Annotated in this window: 15 protein-coding genes; 11 read left to right on the top strand and 4 right to left on the bottom strand. The window is 56.5% G+C overall.

Features of this window, described 5'->3' with window-relative positions:
• The first annotated feature begins 36 nt into the window (after positions 1-36).
• From L861_RS09415 to L861_RS09375, 9 genes are all read left to right on the top strand, one after another.
• Positions 37-798, top strand: a complete 762-nt coding sequence (locus L861_RS09415; protein WP_016416841.1) for a FadR/GntR family transcriptional regulator — start codon at positions 37-39, stop codon at positions 796-798.
• 48 nt (positions 799-846) lie between these two features.
• Positions 847-1836, top strand: a complete 990-nt coding sequence (locus L861_RS09410) for a TRAP transporter substrate-binding protein (RefSeq protein ID WP_016416840.1) — start codon at positions 847-849, stop codon at positions 1834-1836.
• A gap of 63 nt (positions 1837-1899) precedes the next feature.
• Positions 1900-2379 (top strand): TRAP transporter small permease, encoded by a 480-nt coding sequence (locus L861_RS09405; RefSeq protein WP_051149327.1) that lies wholly within the window; start codon positions 1900-1902, stop codon positions 2377-2379.
• On the top strand, positions 2380-3654 hold the full coding sequence (locus L861_RS09400) for a TRAP transporter large permease (RefSeq protein ID WP_016416838.1): 1275 nt from the start codon (positions 2380-2382) through the stop codon (positions 3652-3654).
• A gap of 33 nt (positions 3655-3687) precedes the next feature.
• Positions 3688-4137, top strand: coding sequence for a ribose 5-phosphate isomerase B (gene rpiB / locus L861_RS09395; protein WP_016416837.1), 450 nt, complete (start codon positions 3688-3690; stop codon positions 4135-4137).
• 346 nt (positions 4138-4483) lie between these two features.
• Complete coding sequence (locus tag L861_RS09390; RefSeq protein WP_016416836.1) at positions 4484-4672, top strand: hypothetical protein; 189 nt, start codon at positions 4484-4486, stop codon at positions 4670-4672.
• A 4-nt stretch (positions 4673-4676) separates the two neighbouring features.
• Positions 4677-5930, top strand: coding sequence for a ferritin-like domain-containing protein (locus L861_RS09385; RefSeq protein ID WP_016416835.1), 1254 nt, complete (start codon positions 4677-4679; stop codon positions 5928-5930).
• 26 nt (positions 5931-5956) lie between these two features.
• Positions 5957-7726: a LodA/GoxA family CTQ-dependent oxidase gene (locus L861_RS09380; protein WP_016416834.1), complete on the top strand. Its 1770-nt coding sequence runs from the start codon at positions 5957-5959 to the stop codon at positions 7724-7726.
• Positions 7716-8852: a tryptophan 7-halogenase gene (locus tag L861_RS09375; RefSeq protein ID WP_144063000.1), complete on the top strand. Its 1137-nt coding sequence runs from the start codon at positions 7716-7718 to the stop codon at positions 8850-8852. Before L861_RS09380 ends, L861_RS09375 begins: the two co-directional genes overlap by 11 nt.
• Here the strand turns inward: L861_RS09375 and L861_RS09370 are convergent.
• Positions 8815-9087 carry an HU family DNA-binding protein gene (locus L861_RS09370; protein WP_016416832.1) on the bottom strand — a complete coding sequence of 91 codons (273 nt, stop codon included), beginning with the start codon at positions 9085-9087 and terminating at the stop codon, positions 8815-8817. The genes L861_RS09375 and L861_RS09370 overlap by 38 nt on opposite strands.
• A 421-nt stretch (positions 9088-9508) precedes the next feature.
• Here L861_RS09370 and L861_RS09365 point away from each other — a divergent pair, with 421 nt between their 5' ends.
• The gene (locus L861_RS09365; protein ID WP_016416831.1) at positions 9509-10891 is read left to right on the top strand and encodes a PAS domain S-box protein; all 1383 of its coding nucleotides are present in this window, start codon (positions 9509-9511) and stop codon (positions 10889-10891) included.
• Here L861_RS09365 and L861_RS24115 read toward each other — a convergent pair.
• Positions 10884-12061 (bottom strand): IS3 family transposase gene (locus L861_RS24115; protein ID WP_144062932.1). Its coding sequence is split into 2 segments (ribosomal slippage): positions 10884-11765 and positions 11768-12061, totalling 1176 coding nucleotides; the frame shifts between segments, so codons are not numbered across the junction. The two genes, L861_RS09365 and L861_RS24115, sit on opposite strands and share 8 nt — an antisense overlap.
• A gap of 28 nt (positions 12062-12089) precedes the next feature.
• Between L861_RS24115 and L861_RS09350 the strand changes: the two genes are divergently transcribed.
• Positions 12090-13364, top strand: a complete 1275-nt coding sequence (locus L861_RS09350) for a putative bifunctional diguanylate cyclase/phosphodiesterase (RefSeq protein ID WP_081645816.1) — start codon at positions 12090-12092, stop codon at positions 13362-13364.
• Positions 13365-13377: 13 nt separating this feature from the next.
• On the opposite strand, the gene L861_RS09345 is transcribed toward L861_RS09350, so the two are convergent.
• Entirely contained in the window at positions 13378-14211 is an 834-nt protein-coding gene (locus tag L861_RS09345) for an alpha/beta fold hydrolase (RefSeq protein ID WP_021029155.1), read from the bottom strand.
• 236 nt (positions 14212-14447) lie between these two features.
• Positions 14448-16187, bottom strand: a complete 1740-nt coding sequence (locus L861_RS09340; protein WP_016416828.1) for an isocitrate/isopropylmalate family dehydrogenase — start codon at positions 16185-16187, stop codon at positions 14448-14450.
• Positions 16188-16507: the final 320 nt, after the last annotated feature.

Raw genomic sequence — 16507 nt, 5'->3', positions numbered from 1 at the left:
AGTGGTCGTAAGTGGTAAGACCTGTTAGGAGGTGTCATGGCGCTTGACGCTATCTCCCACGATGATGAGTCCGCGAAGGGGTATGAGCGGGTCTTCGATGTCTTTCGCGAACGGGTACTAAGTGGCGAATGGCGACCTGGCGATCGGCTACCGAGCGAGCGTGAATTGGCACTACAGCTTGGAGTGGGCCGCCCTCTCTTGCGTGAAGTGATGCGCTCGCTCGACATGTTGGGCGTTCTCGATATCCGTCATGGCAAGGGCACTTTCGTGGCCAAGGCCGATTTCAAGGTGCTCTCGGATTTCTTCGCCTTCTACCTGGCCCAGGAGAAGAACGCCCTGGACGATATCATGCAGGCGCGCATCGCCATCGAATGCCAGGCCATTCGCCTTGCCTGTGAACGGGCCACGGACAACGACATCGCACGGATCGAGACCTGTTTCACCCGTTTGATGGACACGCTGGAAGATCCCGAGCAGGGAGGGCGTGCGGACTACCAGTTCCATCTGGCCATCGTCGAGGCGAGCCACAGTCAGTCGCTAATGACGCTCTATCACGCCATCTCGGCGCTGCTGCTCAAAAGCCATGTGCAGCGCCGCCAGATCACCCTGGGTTCCACGGAGGTGGTGGAGGCGCATATCGACTCCCACCGGCAAGTCTTTCTCTCCATCGTCGCAGGCGAGGGCGACATGGCCGTAAAGCGCCTGCGCGAGCACTTTTCCATCGGCGATGAACTTCGTCGCAAGAGCATCATTGCCGCCTACACCAAGGGCGGTGAAGGGATGCAGCCTCGTTCCTAACTCCCTGAATGATATCGATAATTATAAATGACAAGAGAGGTGAGTTCGATGAATCTCAAGATGAGCGTCAAGCAACTGACCCTTGGGCTGGTCGTCAGTCTGGCAGCCAGTGGCGTATCCGCGGAAACGTTGCGCTACGCCCACGTGGGCGCCGAAGGTGATCTACAAACGCGTTTTGCCAGTGAGGCAGCGGCGGCGATCAATGAGGCCACCTCGGGTAATCTGGAAATAGAGGTCTATCCCGCCAGTCAGTTGGGCGGTGTCGCCGAAATGGTGGATGGCATCCGCATGGGGTCCATCGGCATGGGGCACCACGACTTCGCGTCGCTTGCTCGTATCGTGCCAGAAGTGGCTGTCTTCAACGCCCCCTACATCTATCGTGATGCCGCGCACGCGCTTGCCGCGACGGATCCCGAGACGCCGGCAGTCAAGGAAATCAACGAGCGTCTCATCGAGGAGGGCGGCGTTCGTATCGTGGGCCGCATCTATCGCGGAGCGCGACACGTGTCGTCCAATTTCCCGGTCAAGTTGCCGGCGGATCTAGAAGGCAAACCTTTTCGCGCGGTGCCGTTGGATCTGTGGGTCTCCATGGTCAAGGGCTTCGGCGCCAACCCTACCCCGGTGGCGGTATCCGAACTACCGACAGCACTCATGACCGGGCTCGTGGTCGGGCAAGAAAATCCATTGACCATGATCGCTGCCAACAAGCTTTACGAAGTGCAATCCCATGTGGCGCTGACGGGGCATATGCATTCGGTACTGGCCGTCTTCGTTAACGAGAAGGCTTGGCAGTCGCTCAGCGACGAGCAGCGTAGCGCTATCACCGAGGTGCTCGACAAGAAGGCCGATGAATCCCTTGAGTGGGCCCAAAGTTCGGAAAGCGAGCTGGTCGATGAGCTGAAAGGGCATGGCATGACGGTGATCACCGCTGACGATGGCTTGGATCTCGATGCCTTCCGCGAGCAGGTCAGCGCTCAGATCAACCAGGACTTCCCCAACTTCGGGCCTTACATCGAGCAGATCGCTCAGGTCGAGTAGGGCTCGGCTCGGAGGGGGTGAGAGCCCCCTCCTCGTGAATCAGGATTTAGCGAGGAGATGCAGGTGCCTATTGTCAGGAAAGCGTGGCAAGCACTGTGTGCGCTACTGCTGGCCGGGATTGTGCTCGTCCCGTTGGTCCAGGTAGTCATGCGGGATCTGTTCTCGGCGCCGTTGGTGGGGGCCGAAGAATTCACCCGCTTTCTCTTGGTGTGCTTGGTATTCGCAAGCTATCCGCTGGTGGTTAGCCATGGAGAGAATATTCGCATGGGCGAATTCCATGACGCCATGACCGGCCGATTCAAACGCCTCCTCGATGGGATCATCTTCCTGGGGGCGGCGTTTTCTAGCGGGTTTGTGGCCTATGCCACCTTCACCACCATCTTCGACAACCTTAACAACGCCACCCCGACGCTCAAGATTCCGTTTTGGGTCTTCCTGGGCTCCACGGCGGTGGGGTTCTTCGTGGCTTGCCTGCAGCACCTTCTGCGACTCCGTCGCCGCTGCCGCCAGGAACCCCTCGACCATCGGCCGGAGGTTTCGTAAATGGGAATGGCACTTATCCTGGCCTTTCTGGCCCTCTTTCTTCTGGGGTTTCCGGTGGTCTACGCCATCCTGCTGCCCGGCATCGTCTACGTATTGGTGGAAGGGTTTCCGCTAGGCCTTTTGGGGCAGCGGATCACCTATGCCCTCGACAGTTTCCCCTTGGTGGCTGTGCCGATCTTTATCTTCGTCGGCAACCTGATGAATCTCTCCGGAGTCACGGATCGCATCTTTCGTTTCGCCGATACGCTGGTGGGGCGGGCGCCTGGCGGCCTGGCCCAGGTGAATATCTTCTCGAGTTTGATCTTTTCCGGTATGTCCGGTGCGGCTCTGGCCGACGTGGGCGGGCTTGGCAAGATCGAGATCGAGGCCATGCGCAAGCGCGGCTTCACGATGCCATTCTCCGCAGCGGTCACCGCCTCTTCCGCGGTCGTGGGTCCCATTTTCCCACCAAGTATTCCGCTGATCGTCTATGGCTCTGTTACCAGTGTGTCGATCATCCAGCTGTTGATCGCCGGCATCGTGCCTGCACTGATTTGCGTGGCGTTGCTGATGGCCACCGCGGCTGTGCTGGCAATGCGCTCGGACATGCCGCGCTCGCCACGGTGGCCGAATCTTCAAGAGGTGGTGGCGTCGCTGCTGCCTGCCTTGCCGGCGCTGTTGGCGCCGGTGCTGATGATTGCCGGAATGATGCTGGGGTTCTTTACACCAACGGAGGCGGCAGCCGTCACGGCGGGTTATGTTCTTCTGATCAGTGGCCTTATCTACAAGGAACTGACCTGGGAGCACTTGTGGTCAGCCATGCAGGCCACTCTCAGAAGCACCAGCGCCATTCTGATCATCGTCGCGGCGGCATCCCTGTTCGGGTGGATACTGGCGGTGGAGCAGATCCCCCAGACCTTCGCTGCCTTCATTCTGCAGATCTCCACCGACCCGCTGGTGCTGTTGCTGATCGCCAACCTGATCTTCTTTGTGGTGGGAATGTTCCTGGATTCGACCACCGCGACCCTGCTGGTGGTGCCGGTGATTGCGCCGCCTATGGTGCTGGCCGGTGTCGATCCGGTACATCTTGGCATCGTCGCCATCTTCAACCTGATGATCGGTCTGCTGACCCCGCCGATGGGGCTATCGCTCTATCTGATCTCGTCAATTGCCAATATCAGTTTGCGGCAGTTGCTCAAGGCCTTGATGCCGTTCTACGTGCCACTGTTCATGACCCTGGCGATCATCACCTTTGCCTCCGATATGGTGCTGTGGTTGCCGGGCCTGCTGCGCTAACACGAGTTCCCACCTGTCTATGCTGGAGTTGCCATGAAAATCGTTGTTGGTTCGGATCATGCGGGGTTCCCGCTGAAAGCCAGTGTCGTTGCCTACATCGAATCCCTGGGCCATGAGGTCGTCGACGTGGGCTCCCATGATGATCAGCCCGTGGACTTCCCCGATATCGCCAAGGACGTGACATCCCTGGTGACATCCGGCCAGGCGGATCGTGGGCTGATGGTCTGCGGTACCGGCGTGGGGGCCTCGATTGCCGCCAACAAGGTGAAAGACATCCGGGCGGCGGTGTGCCACGACATTCACTCGGCCCACCAGTGCGTGGAGCACGATGATGTCAATGTGATGTGCATCGGTGCGCAGATAGTCGGCGCCTGGCTCGCCAATGACTTGATCAAGGCCTTTCTCGAGGCGGAGTTCTCCACCGATGAGGAGTTTCGCCGGCGTGTGGAGAAGCTGAAAGCGATGGAAACGGGCGCTGAGTAAGGGCTGAGACTTCCCGTTACCCCCCAAAAAAGTATTGTATTCACCAAGAACCTGGCCTGGCCCTTCGGGGGGCAGGCTGAGGCTTACGAATATATATGGCGTATGGCTTACAAATCGTATAGCAAAATGCTTACAAGAAAGATCGTGTAATACCTACGTGCCATATGCTCCATTCCTTACAGATGAATTTTCTAAGCCAACTATATTGAAGCATGCAAGGTACTGATAATTACATTGCTTATCAGAGAAAGTGCATTGGCAAACTATATTCGCACTTGATTACATCGGTTGGCTTATTACTGATTGGCTTATTACAAGGTACACAGGGAAATGTCATGAATACTTCATGAACGCCAATGCGTCAGTCGAACGCCTTGACGAGATTCCCCTGTCGGTGCATCCCGACCTCCACTTGCGCACCCGCACGCCTGGCCGCACGGGCCCGACGCTGTTAATGACGGCCGGCGTGGGTTCCCGCCATCTGCCGTGGAAACAGGCTAACCAAAATAACGAGACCCAGAATAACGAGACATAGGGAGATGAAAACCATGGCGCCATCGGAAACAGAGAGAGAGGACCTTCCTACAGGCCTGTTCGACAGGCTTACACGCACCAGTGAGCCCGCGTTGCAGGACCTCCGGGAGGCGGCGCAGCTCGCTTTACAGGTGGAATTTACCACCATACCCGTCTACCTATCGGCACTCTATTCCATTTCAGACACCGGGAGCCACGCCTACCAGACCCTGCGAAGCGTCGCCATGGAGGAGATGTTCCATGTCAACCAGGCGGCCAATATCATCGTCGCCCTGGGCGCGCTGCCCAAATTTACCGGTGATGCGGTCCCGACTTTCCCCGGCTATCTGCCACAGGCCAATCCGAACACGACCCCCATGGTCGGCCTGTTTCGTGCATCCCCCGATGTATTCGCCAATGTCTTTGCCGCCATCGAGAGCCCCGCGCAGTATGGCGCGCCTCCTCAGGGTGACAACTACGACAGCATCGCGCAGCTGTACGGCGCCCTGGTCGATGCGGTGGATGCCTATCCCGGAAACCCCTTCAGTACCGTCGACGTTCCCGGTCGGCAAAGGACCAACATTTATCTCGGCAAATTTGGCGGTAACGTCAACGCCGTGGTGGACAAGAAGAGCTTCTACGCTGCGGTAAACGAAATCGTCGAGCAAGGTGAAGGGACCGTCCCCCCGGAAAAGCCTCTGGTGCCGGTCGAGAGTTTCGGTACTTACAACCACTATGGTAAGCGCACCGACGGCACCTACGGGCCCATCCTCGGCACCCCGTATGAGTTGAGCCACTTCCTCAAGTTCCGCGAAGTTTCGCTCGACAGCGCCAATTTCCCGGCAACGCGCCCGATCATCTCCAATCCCGACAGCAACGACTACACCAACCAGCGGGCCAAACGCTTGTCTGACAGCTTCGACTACCGCTACAGCCTGATGCTGCGCGCCTTCGAGGCCGCATTCAAGGACGACTCCCCCGATCCCTATTTCAACGTCGTTCTGTCAATCATGCACCGGGTTCTGCCGCATCTTGCCAGAGCGCTGATGTCTACCCCGGCCTTTGCCGACGGTGATAGCTCCGTTGGTCCCAATGCCGCACCGGCATGGCGTTACACAAGCGATACCAGACTCCCCTTTGAGGAACTGACGCAGGCGCTTGAAGGCGAGCTTGACCAGCTGTCGACATCGCCCAGGGATGACGCCTTGCGCACGCACCTCAAGGCAGCCGTAGCCGGCGACAAAGAGATATTGACGGCAGCCAAAGCGCTGGGCTTGTAACGGGATCAAGTGGAAAGGAAATCATCATGTCTGACTACAAAATTTACCCGCCTGTTGGCATCGCCCGTGTGGGGAACGCGCCGGAAAAATTCTATATCGGCCCCGAGGCATATCGCGGTCTGCCCATTAACCCCGACGGCAGCCCCTTCACCCAGGATGACTTCCGGGATGAACAGGGCCGCATGTGTCGCCAGGCGGCGCGCTTCCATATTTATCACGGTGATCAAGAGATCACCCTGGATACACCCGGAGTCAAGTCGATCACCTGGACCGTGCACATGGCGAACAAGAAAGCCAGTTGGTACGAGTTCGCCACCAACGAGGGGGAGCAGGGTTACGCCAGCAATCATCCTTTGCGCAACGCCCATGTGGAGGACCGGCACAGCTTGATCATCGATCCAGGCCCACGTCGGATCAGCGGCGCCTATGCCGGTCCCGTCCCCATGGATCGCTACACGGTTCCCGAAGACTATCAGGGCGCGAACTTCCCTGAGGGCACCTTGTATCCCAACCGGGAGTGTATCGACACTCTGGGAGAGCTGCGTACCGACGAAGCCGGTCGCCTGCTGGTACTGGGCGGTCTGGGCATATCCGGGACCGAAGATGAAAACGCTGTGATCAAACAGTACGCCAATAACGACGGCTGGTGGGACGACACCGGTGACGGTCCGGTCAGGGCGGTAATCGAGTGGGACGATGACAGCCTCGATCCGGCTGATCCGGCCTGGGTGTCTGTGGCACCGCCCTCCTATGCACCGGAGATCGCCAACCTGGTAACGCTCTGGGATACCATCTTCGACAGCGCTGTGCGTGCCGGACACTACCCGCAGATCAATGATCAGGGCATGTGGCAAAGCGGGCCCGATGGCTACAAGCCCAACTTCCAGAGCGAGATAAAACCACTACTGGAGCGAGCCACCACCTACACCTGGGTCGCGGCAATCCCCCCCAAACCCCACAAATTCGATATGGAGATGCTGGGTGCGGTGCCGTATCGGGAGGATCACTACCGCGGCCTGCGCAACTGGATTCTGGATATCCTGCGCCCCCCGGCAAATGAGAACACCATTATCTCCGGGCGGGGAGGTACCATGATGCCCTACCTGGCGGGGGACAACTGTCTTATCGACGGCACGCTTACCTCCACTTACCTGCGTTTGACGGATACCCAGTTCTTCTTCGTCCAACAGTGGGCGGCGGGACACTTCGTCAACGAGCCTGTTGCCGATCGCGGCCCCCAGTCACTGACACGCAATATTCTGGAAAACTGTGTCGGAGGCGCGTTTTCTCCCGGTATCGAGCTCACCTGGATCTCCCGCAATCGGGCCATCTACAGTTGTGAAGACCCTTTCCGTATCAACGCCGCGCCGCCCACCTACGGGCCACTCAATCTGGGCTTTACGCCTTCTGCGATGGAACCTGGGGATCTTACTCGCTACATGGCCATACCCTGGCAGGCAGATTTCAATGAGTGCTCCTCACAACCCATCGGTGAGCGAGTATTGTGGTGGTGGCCCGCACAAAGGCCTGAATTCGTCTATCTGGAAACGCAACCCGAGGGCGGAAGCCTGGCGTCGATTCCGACACCGGATGAACAGACGGGAGGGCAGGTCGCCTGGGTCGGCACCGATTTCGATCAGATGCGGGGAGATTTCATCTCTTTTGCCGACGACGTACAGATGGTGCAGTACTGGTCGCAACTGGGCTTCGTGATGGAAAAAGAGGTCGAAGGAGAGCGCCGCTTTGTAGAAGTTGCGCGCACTCTACCTCGACCTTTCACACCGGATGGCAACTGATCTCGATCTCGTTATCCTCGGCGCCGGCCCTGCCGGCTGCGCCACGGCTCTCGCCGCGATAGCGGCGGGTGTCGAGCGCGTGGCTATTCTGGACAGTCCCGCCCGGCAAGCCTTCAGGATAGGGGAGTCCGCAGCGCCCGACGTCGTCGCTAAATTGAGGCTGCTGGGGATATCGGATGACCTTGAGGCGAGAGGACACCGACCTTACTACACCAATCTCTCCCTATGGGCGGGAGAGCGTCGGTTCGACGATTTTCTCCATCGCTCGACAGGGAACGGTTGGCATCTCGATCGGGAACGCTTTGACGAGGATTTGCGTCAAGCCAGCTGTGAGAGAGGTGCGCAATTACTGACGCCGGCGGTGTTGGAATCGCTACGCTGGGATAGAGGAGAGTGGCAGCTGCAAATCACGTATCAGGGCAAACCGCATCTGCTGAGTTGTCGTTACCTCGTCGACGCTTCCGGTCGCCGAGCTTCCCTCTGCAGGCGACTGGAAATTGAGCGCAAGCGTCTCGACGATCTAGTGGCGGTGGCGTGTAAATGGCCCAATGCCGGCAAACTGGAAGGTATTACTCTGGTGGAATCGGTGGCCGACGGATGGTGGTACGCGACCCGTTTACCCGATGGTTCTGCGCTGCTGGCGTTGATGTCGGATGCCGCTGTTGTTCGCCGGAAGAGGTTACGGAATCCCGAAACATTTTATGCACTCTGGGCTCAGACAGAGGAGCTACAGCAGTGGCTGCAGCCACCCCGGCACGCTCTCTCCCTTACCTGCTTTGCCGCATACAGCGGTTTCGTTACCCAGGCCGCCGGACCGGGTTGGATCGCCGTGGGCGATGCCTTGGCTGCATTCGATCCTTTGACCTCTTCGGGAATTTCCAACGCACTGGGCGACGGTCTGGCGGCGGCACCGGTAATCACCGATTGGCTGCACAACAATGGCCTGCAAGCGGCGGAACGGTATGCGCTTCGGGCAAACAGGGGGATAAACCGCTTTCTCAGGGAGTGGCAGGGCCAATATAACCTGGAACGACGGTGGCCGGATCATCCATTCTGGGCCCACCGTCGTGGGGTTATGCCCCCCGTGTTCACTTCACCGCGTCTTTCAGCCCTTTCCCCGCCTTGAACGTCGGGCGCTTTGACGCAGGGATGACGATTTCCGCCCCTGTCCGCGGATTGCGTCCTTTGCGCTCGGCACGCTGGCTTACCTGGAAGGTACCGAAACCTAGCAAGGAGACAGTATCACCCTGCTGTAGGGTCTTGGTTACGGAGGTAGTAACGGCCTCGAGTGCACGACCGGCCTGGGCTTTACTCAGCCCTGCCCCTCGTGCGATACGCTCGATCAGATCATTCTTGTTCATATCGTTAATCCCTTGGCTAGCACTTTCGAACCATGAATCTAGCACATGATTGATTAGTGTCGATATCTTGTTATCCCTCTATTATCAACCCACCTAACCCAACGCCGCCCCCATTACTGTGATGGGTATCCTATTATTGATAGCAGGCTCCCAATGTTGATAGGTGTCGACGGATCACCAAGACGGTCGCGTTGGCCCCGTCTGCCTCGTGAGCGGAGTGGGGCCGTTTCCGGCTCATGCGGCGGAAGATGCACGTGTCCGCATGGCGTCGATGCTCCAGGGGCCGGGCCCTGCAAACACCAGGTAGAGGAACACGACGCAGTAGAGGGTGGCAGTGTCAACACTGTTACGGTATGAAACGTTCTGTATCGGATCTACTATAGTAGGGAAAGCTAGTTCCCCATAAGTCGTGGAGCATGAAATGGACATTGATCCCAAGGTCGGGACCAGTTTGTTTGAAAATATCGCTAATTTCCTTGACTTGGCAGATAGCTTTCCTGACTGGGAACAGCATCTCACACGGCTGGTTGTGTCCTGTTATGATGCAGACAGAGCCTACTTGGTTCGGCTAGGCTCTTCTTCCATGCAGCTTTCCCTTGTTGCAAGTTATCCCATGATATCGCAACATGCCTTCCCCATGGCGGGTGCGGGGTGCCTGCGAGCTTGGAATGAGAAAGAGTTTTATACTCGACTACTGCCGAGCTATTTCCCAGAGTTCATTGATTTAGATCAAGGGCCAATAAATTGCTATCTGGTTGTTCCCCTAAGCCGAGAAGAACAGGATGGCATATTATTATTGCTGGCATACGAGAAAGAAACCCCTTTATTAAATGCTGAACAATACCATGGTTTGCGTATTATTTCAGCCTATGTACGGAGACGGTTGCAGGGGCAGGAAGAACTGACTAACTTTGGTGTGGATAATTTTTCATCCCAACAAATTCTGAACTTGATAGATGAGATATTTGATTTTGCTCCCATTATGATTGATGGATTCAATAGAGAGGGGCAGTGTATTCTGTGGAATAAAGAGTGCGAGCGCGTGTTTGGATGGTCTGCTGAGGAGATCAAATCTCATCCGGTCCCTTTGTCTGTTTTTTATCCTGACAAAGAGCAATATCAAGATGTTATTAGTGGCTTCTCTGGCGGTAGTGGGTCCATATTTAGAGAATGGAGACCTAGAACGCGTGATGGTAAACAGCTGGTTGCTATCTGGGCCAATGTTGCTCTTCCAAATGGTGATATGATATGCATTGGTCATGATATCACCGAACAGAAGATGGCCGAGAATCAGCGCCGTCTCACTGCTAGTGTTTTCGAAGCAAGCTATGAAGGAATCATGATCACAGATGCCAATAATAGAATCTGTGATGTCAACCCGGCCTTCACTCGTATTACTGGTTACGTAAAAGATGATGTTATTGGCTATGCCCCCTCTCTGCTGAGTTCTGGCCAACACGATAGAAGCTTTTATACGTCCATTTGGAAGGCTCTCTCCGAAAAGGATAGCTGGAAAGGCGAAGTATGGAATCGTCGTAAAAATGGTGAAATTTATCCCCAGCTATTGTCAATTTCGGTGGTCAGGGATAGTCAAGAAAAAATACTTCATTATGTGGCTGTGTTTTCCGACATAACGAATTTAAAAAATCATGAGGCAGAGCTGAAATATTTAGCTCACCATGATGCCTTGACTAAAGTGCCCAATCGCTTGCTGTTTGCCGAATACCTGGAAAAGGCCTTGGCAAGTGCCCGCAAGGAAAATGATGCTCCCCCAAAAAAATGGACACGCTCTATTCTCACATGACGGCCTCAAACTCTCGCGGAGTCTGATAACCAAGGCCACTGTGTAGCCTCTGGGTGTTGTAGAATCTATCGATGTAATTCCTTATATGTTTTCGCAATTGGCGGATGGTCACAAAGCTGGTGGCGTGTAACAGTTCGCCCTTCAATGTCTTGAAGAAGGACTCAACCTCGGCATTGTCGGTACATTGGCCTGGGCGGTTCATGCTGTGGCGTACTTGGTGGCGTTGTAGCAACGCTTGGGTTTTTCGTGCGCGATATTCAACACCTCGATCCGTGTGAAGCAGTAGTCCTGGTGCCGGTTGCCGCGAAGTGAATGCCTGTCTCAGCGCTCCCCGGGATAAATCACCATCCAAGCGTTCCGCCAGTTGCCAGCCAATCACCCGGCGCGAGTACAGATCCAACACTACCGCTAGATACACCCAGCGTCGCCCCAGCCTGATATAGGTGACATCACTGCTCCACTGCTGATCGATGCCGACCGGCTTCGCTTCCACCAAGCGGTGATTGGGGAGAGCCTTCAACTCCTCCCGGCGTTTGAGCAAACGGCGATACACGCGACTCACACGAGCTTTCATGCCCCATTCCCGCATCAGCCTCGCGATCCGATTTTCGCTGGCCACTATCCCTTCGCGACGGAGTGCCTGGTAAACCTTGGGGCTACCGTAGCGATGATGGCTAGCGGTGTAGATTCGGTGAATGTGGCCCAACAGCTCTGCATTTTGCACTGCTCGCTGACTAGGCTTGCGATGCAACCACGCATAGTAGCCTGACCGAGAGACCTTCAAATGACGGCACAGCGCCTTTACGGAGTATCGTTCCCGGTGTTTCCAGACGAACCGGAAGGCTTCCTGCGTGCTTCCGCCTGGAAACGTTGCCACTTTTTTAAGATGTCATTCTCCTCTTCCAGCTCAGCGACTCGGCGCTTGAGACGGTTGATCTCATCCTGTTCTTTCAGTTGCTTCTTGGCGTCTGGCGGCGCCTTCGGCTTGCTCATGGCAAATTTCCCTTCCCGGTATTCCTTGCGCCAGCGTGACAGCATGAAGGGGTGAATATCCAGCGCTTCGGCTACGCCTTTGACACTTCGGTGGGACTGATGGCTCCACTGGACAGCTTTGACCTTGAATTCAACCGAATACTTTTGAGTCTTCTTCCCCGTATTCATTGCCGGCATCGTTCACCTCCATAGCGGTTAGCGATGCGTGTCCACTGAAGTGGGGGAAGTCCAAAAAGAGCTATTGGCTGTTTGTTATCTTGACTTGGATGGGTTCAAGCCTGTCAACGATAAATTCGGGCATGCCGCAGGGGACCAGTTATTGGTTGTGGTAAGTGAACGGCTTCGCCATACAATACGTCCAAATGACATTTTGGCCCGATTGGGAGGGGATGAGTTTGCGGTTTTATTATCCGGGTTGCGCAATGCGGATGAATGTGTCAGTGTCATAAAGCGGATGCTTTGCAATATCAGCTTGCCCATTGTCCTCGAAGACTCTTTGGTTAGAATATCCAGCAGCATTGGGGTCACATTGTTTCCTGATGACGATGCTGAAGCAGAGATACTACTGCGTCATGCAGACCAGGCCATGTATCAAGCTAAGAGAGGAGGGAAAAATCGCTATCAGTTTTACAATCCATTAAACAATCAGCTAGAAGCAATGTGCAAGAAAGAAATTGAAAGGTTAGAGCAGGCATTTCTAGAGGAGGAGTTTGTTCTCTACTATCAACCGAAGGTCAACTTATTGACTGATGAGGTGATAGGTTTTGAAGCTTTGCTAAGATGGAGTCATCCTGAACGCGGCATACTGGAGCCGGCTGATTTTCTTCCTGTCATAGCGGGCACCAGGCTGGAATTTTCCATGGGGGAATGGGTGATTGATGCCGTTCTCAGACAGATCCAATACTGGAAGTCTCAGGGACAAGATATCAGCATTAGTTTTAACATCAGTACCAGTCATTTAATGTCCCAAGGTTTTACCGATTATTTAGAAACAATGCTGGCCTGCTATTCTTCTATTCCTAACGCTATGCTGGAGATGGAGCTCAAGGAAAGTGTGACCTCTGATAATGTCTTTGAAGTGGCAAAAACTCTCTCTCGCTGCCGAGAGTTGGGTGTGACAATAGCACTTGATGATTTTGGGACCGGATGTTCGTCTCTTTCTCATCTCAGGGAATTACCAATCGATACTATTAAAATTGCTAAAAGCTTTGTCAGTGGCATACCACTCAGTCAGAAGGATAAGAGCCTGGTGAAGGGGATTGTGCAGATAACCCAAATGCTCGGGATTTCTGTTATCGCTGAGGGGGTTGAGTCTGCGACGCATAGCAGCATGTTGCTTGATTTGGGATGTCCCCTAGCTCAGGGATATGGAATCGCTGAACCCATGCCCGCCTCACAGGTTCTGGCTTGGTTGCAACAGAACGTGGTCTTCCTTATCCAACCGCCGGATCAGCTTGGCTCGATACTCACTCCGCGCTAGCAATAGGCCCCACTCATCGGTCTTCGCCTTCGCGCGATAGAAAGGCGTCCAGCCGCTCCACAACGAGATCCGGGGCTTCGAGCTGGGGCAAGTGGCCGACGCCTGGCAGCGTTTCGAACGAAGCCTGCGGGATCAGCCCATGAAGCGCTTTGCCTCGCCTCAGCGGGATCCACGGATCGTCCTCGCCCCAGATGATGTTGACTGGGCACCGAACATCCCCGAATACCGGCTCGACTTCAGCGGTATACTTTTCGTCGGCTTGCGCGAATTGCCGATAGAAGCTTCCCCGTCCCTCTTCAGAAAGCCACGGCTCGACAAGCTTATCGAAATCACCGGAGTCGATGTCGTTGACAATCGCCCCCTTGATATAAGCCTCCACGACCGCCTTGTGGATGTGCGGCGGTAGCCCCAAAAACGCATCCACATGGCGACCGACATGATCGAAGAACTCCGATCCCCAAGGGCGCATCGCGACGACATTCATCAGAACATACCTGTCAAAGTCGCAGCCATGCAGCAAATGCGCTCGTAGCGTTGTCGCTCCGCCCATGTCATGGGCAACGACGATCGGCTGCTCGAGGCCCCAGTGCGCAAGCATCTCGGCGAAGACCTGTCCTTGCACGTCGAGCGAAGTGCGCTGCTCCGCTCCTTTGTCGGATCGCCCGTATCCGGGCATATCGTACCAATGGACACGGTACCGCCTTGCAAGATGCGGAATGATCCGATGCCAAGAGAACGAAGACCACGGCCAGCCGTGGGCAAGCACGAGCGCAGGTCCACTACCAAGTCGCCCAGCCGCTACAGCGCCCGCCGATGTTTCGACGGTCTTATCGAGTTTCCACGACATCCCATATCCTCCTTGGTATTCGGGACCGCTGGCCTCAAATCTCGGACGCTGTCCGCTCCAGCGGCGGGTCAGACACCTGGGTCGCTCAACGACCGCTTCATGGCACTCCTTGCTCTGGATGGCAACCGCATAGAACACTGCCTATGGACGGTTACGGAAAGTCCATGACCGTCGCTTACCTATTTTAAACAAGAACGGGTCGGCCTCGCCCTTACAGGCGAGGCCGCCGTCGTCATTTACGCTGCCAGCCGTTTAGCCACGGCGTCCAGGAAGCCCTGCATGTCGACGATGATCTCTGAAGCGGGGTTGGTCGTCTTGCCCTTGAGGTCGCCGGTGATGACGCCGTCGGCAACGGTGTTGATAAGTGCGGTCTTGAGGCGGGTGGCGTAATCGACCAGTGCCTTGTTGTCTTCCCGCTCGCCGAGGGTCTCCAGGGCGTTGGCCACGGCGAAGATCAGCGCGGAGGAATTGAAGTGCGCCTCCTTGCCGTCGCTCTCCAGATACTTCAGGTAGAGGTCGTGGGCGGTGCCGTGGGGCGCCTCGAAGAGCATAGTGCCGCTCTTGCTCTCGATGATGGAACTGGCGGTGGCCAAGCTGCCGCCGAGCGCCGCGGAGATGTCCGAAAAGATGTCGCCGTCCAGGTTCTGGGCCGGGTAGAGAGCATTGCGGGGTGGGTCGGTGATCATCTTGATGAGCTGACTGGAGGGCCGCATGATCATGAACGAGGGGGGCGGGGTGTCGGCCTGGGCCAGTTCACGGCGCACGCCGGTGATAACGGTGCTGAACACCTCGTCGTAGTCCATGTACTCGCGCTTGAGGCCGAAGTAGACCTCTTTCTGCTTACGCGAGGCATCGCGGAACACCTGGGTGACCCAGTCATTGATGGCCTCGTGGTCGTTGGACATCAACAGGATCGGGTCGCCCTGCTTGACGTGGCGCGCATGCTTCTCGTCGCCGTCGACGATCACCTTGAGAATGCCATCCTCCTCAGCGGGAGCGTTGTAGCTGCCGTACTGGTCGCCGCCGCCGGCACTCATCCGCGACAGCGAGACATGTGCCTTGCGGGTGGGAATGCCGTGCACCTTGAGCCGTTCGACCAGCTTGTAGAGCTTGCGACCGGTGGTATTGTCCGGTACACCCCACAGTGCTCGCTCCGGTGGGTTGGCGACAATGCGGGCGGCCTGGGCGTCGATCAGCTCGTAGTGGTACTGCAGGCCCAGTGACTCGACCTGCTGGCGGTAATCGCTCTCGTAGATGCCCTCGATGGCAGCACGCATCACACCGTCGTAACCGGCGATCACGGTGTCCTTCAGGCCGAGGTAGATGTCGCGCTTCTCGTCGATGGCTCGCTGGAAGAAACGGTGCGCCCAAGCCTTGATCTCGTCGATGTCGTTGGTGGCGAGCAGCCAGGGGTCACCTTTCTTGACCTCGCGGCGATGCAGTTCCACCGGATCGCCGCTTCGGCCGACGAACATCAGCTTGACGATGCCGGTAGCGCTGGAAAGCTCGTTGTAGCTGTCCTTGTTGCCTCCGGTCGCCATGGTGTCGACCTCGATGTCGCGGCCAATCCACTCCGGCTTCTTGAATTCCAGGTTGCGGAATTGGATGTCCTCACGGGTGATGTTGCCGCCGATGCCCTTGCGGATGGCGCCGTTGGGCGACTTGGTGGCCAGTGGGTGCAGCGCGGTGTCGTCGATCTCCGGGTGCTTGGCCAGCAGTTCGCTCAGCTGAGTGCGGTTCACCGTCATGCCGGCATTCTTCACGCCCACGCCATGCTGCTTGAGCGCCTCGATGGCATCGATGACCACCTGGCCGTTGGTGACCAGCCGCTGCTCGGCGGACAGGTCGAATTCCACGAGCTCCAGATCCAACCGGGACGTTAAGAAGGTCTCGAGGATCCTCTCGAAGGCTACCTGTGCCATCTCGTCGCCATGCAGAATGACCAAAGGGGCTGTCACGTTGATCTTGCTACTCATCACTTTTCCCGTGTTGCGATGGAAGGAGCGGCCTGCCTTACCATCCGAAAGAGGCACGGTTGCTAGGCCATGACGACGTCACCGGCCGACACCACCACGGCCAAGAGGCAGGAATGGCATTCGAGGATGCCGCGAACCAGTCAGGCAACGCCAGATGTGCACAGGGTACGCCTACGCGTTGCACCAGCCAAGTTTCGCGGTGATGAGCGCCAAAGCAAGGTCGCCAAGGACGGGAGAGATCGATCATGATGCTGGAGAGCCGCGTCTTGGTGCCTGATCTAATAGCGATGCTCATGAGGATCATGATCGTGCCAGTCTGT

The sequence above is a fragment of the Litchfieldella anticariensis FP35 = DSM 16096 genome (assembly GCF_000409775.1).
In the GTDB taxonomy this organism is placed as follows: Bacteria; Pseudomonadota; Gammaproteobacteria; order Pseudomonadales; family Halomonadaceae; genus Litchfieldella; species Litchfieldella anticariensis.
This window is presented reverse-complemented; position numbering and strand designations above follow the sequence as displayed.